The sequence below is a fragment of the Streptomyces thermovulgaris genome, from assembly GCF_002155915.1.
GTDB classification, from domain to species: Bacteria; Actinomycetota; Actinomycetes; order Streptomycetales; family Streptomycetaceae; genus Streptomyces; species Streptomyces thermovulgaris.
The window spans coordinates 1-1,919 of record NZ_MUME01000299.1 but is presented as its reverse complement, the minus strand read 5'-3'; the positions used below and the strand labels follow the sequence as shown (position 1 = coordinate 1,919).

Annotated in this window: 1 protein-coding gene; it reads right to left on the bottom strand. The window is 76.1% G+C overall.

All coding sequences use genetic code 11. The features are described from left to right. Positions 1 to 1,534, bottom strand: a 1,534-nt coding sequence (locus CCN35_RS21705; RefSeq protein ID WP_211285560.1) for an acyl-CoA dehydrogenase family protein, incomplete at its 3' end; no start/stop codon positions are given. Positions 1,535 to 1,919: the final 385 nt, after the last annotated feature.

Here is a 1,919-nt window from a genome sequence, read left to right as displayed (position 1 = left end):
CGCGGGCGGCGGGGCCGGCCGGGGCCGTGGTCCCGTACGGCGGCAGCCTGCGGCACGCGCGCCGCAGGGTGCTCAGTTCGGCGGCGAAGGACCGGGCCAGTCCGGCGAGGGCGGCGGTCCGGCCGCCGGTGCGGAGGAACGGTGCGAGCCGGGCGGCCGAGCCGGCGAGGGAGGCGGCCATGGCGTCACCGCCGCCCGCGATGCCGAGCAACCGGTAGTCCAGCGGGGGGAGTTCGGCGCCGAGGCGGAACAGCTCGGGCGGCGGCTCGTGCCCGGTGGACCAGGAGCGTTCGGCGAGGGCGCGCAGCTGCGGGGCGATCACGGCCCGGCAGGAGGCGGTGCCGGCGTGGCCCAGTCCCGCCAGGGGCAGGTCGCGAAGGAGCTTGCCGAGGGCGCCGTACTGGGGGCTGCGGTGGTCGTAGCCGCGGGCGCCCAGGACGGTGGCCAGTTCCTCCAGGGCCTCCTGGAGCAGGCCGGGCACGAGGTACTTGACGGCGGCGGTGAGCGCAGGGGCCCGGTCGGGCAGCAGGCCGAGGGCGCGCAGGGCCACGGTGGCCATGCTGTCGCAGGCCAGCAGGTCGGCGAAGGCGCCGGCGAGCGGCCCCAGCCAGCGGCGGGCGACGGGGCCGCCGCGGCCGGTGGTCGCGGCCCGGACGGCGGAGTGCAGCACGGTGTCGGCGGCTGCCGTGAGGGCGCCGCAGATCAGGCCGCGGTCGACCTGGGAGATGCGCAGGGCCAGGGCCGCTCCCTCGCCGGGCCGGCCGACCAGGGCCTCCTCCGGCACCGGGCAGTCGTGGAACTCGAGGCCGGAGAAGAGGACGCCGCGCATGCCGCGGGTGGCGGCCCGAGGCAGGCGGTGCCATGCGCCGGCGGGCAGCCGGCCGGGTTCGAGCAGCAGCACGGAGTGGCTGTGCGGGCCCCGGGCCGGTCCGGTGCGGGCGTAGACGACGTGGGCGTCGGCACGTCCGGCGTTGACGGCGGCGTTCCCGCGGCCGCTGAGGCGGTGGCCGCCGCCGGGTGCGGGGCGTGCGGTGAACTCGTCCCGCAGGAGGGCGTCGGCGTGGGCGAGTTCGTGGTGCGGGGTCGCGATCCGTCCGCCCCTGAGCAGCAGGTCCGCGACGGTGCGGCGCTGCCGGGCGGTGCCGGCCGCCCAGACGGCGCCGGCGGCGAACAGCGAGGTGATGCCGTAGCCGAAGCCGAGGGCCACATCGCGCCGGAAGACGGGGCGCAGGGCGCGTGCGAGCAGATCGGCCCGGGTGAGCAGCCCGCCGTACTCGGCGGGCACGAACTCCGCGCCCACGCCGGCCTCGGTGAGCAGGGCCTCCGTCTCGGCGGGCGGGATGCGCCGCTCGTCGGCGGCGAACAGGACGCGCAGGCCGTGCGGGTTGGCGGGGTCGTACGGGTCGCCGAGCAGCGCCTCGAGCCGGGCGGCCCGGGCCACGGCGTCCGCCTCCCACCGGCCGCGGCCGGCGGAGGGGGGCGCGGTGGTCCCGGCGGTGGCCGTCGTGGCAGCGGTGGTCAGCTCCTTCGTCACCGAACGTGCTCCTCGTTTCGCGTCCGTGCGAGAGACCCTCACCGCACCGTCTCAAGATCCTCTGGAGCGTCGCTCGACGGACGGTCGACAGGGCGTCCAGAAGTGGCGCCGGGGGCGTGGCGGGCGCGGACAGCAATGCCTGGCAGACGCGCCCGCGGTGCTCCGGGCGCACCCGGCCGGCAGCATTTCTCAAGTGATTCTCAAGTGAAATTCAAGCGGCTCTGGACCGGCTTTTCCGAGGTCTTGTGGCGGGTCTGGACCCGGGTTCTCCGAGGGGCTTCCGGATTTCTTCGCGTTTCACCGGGGAACCGTTGTCCCGGTGGCATGAAAAGAGGGCTGCCGTGACCTTTCCCATCGGGAACGATCACGGCAGCCCTCTTTTCAT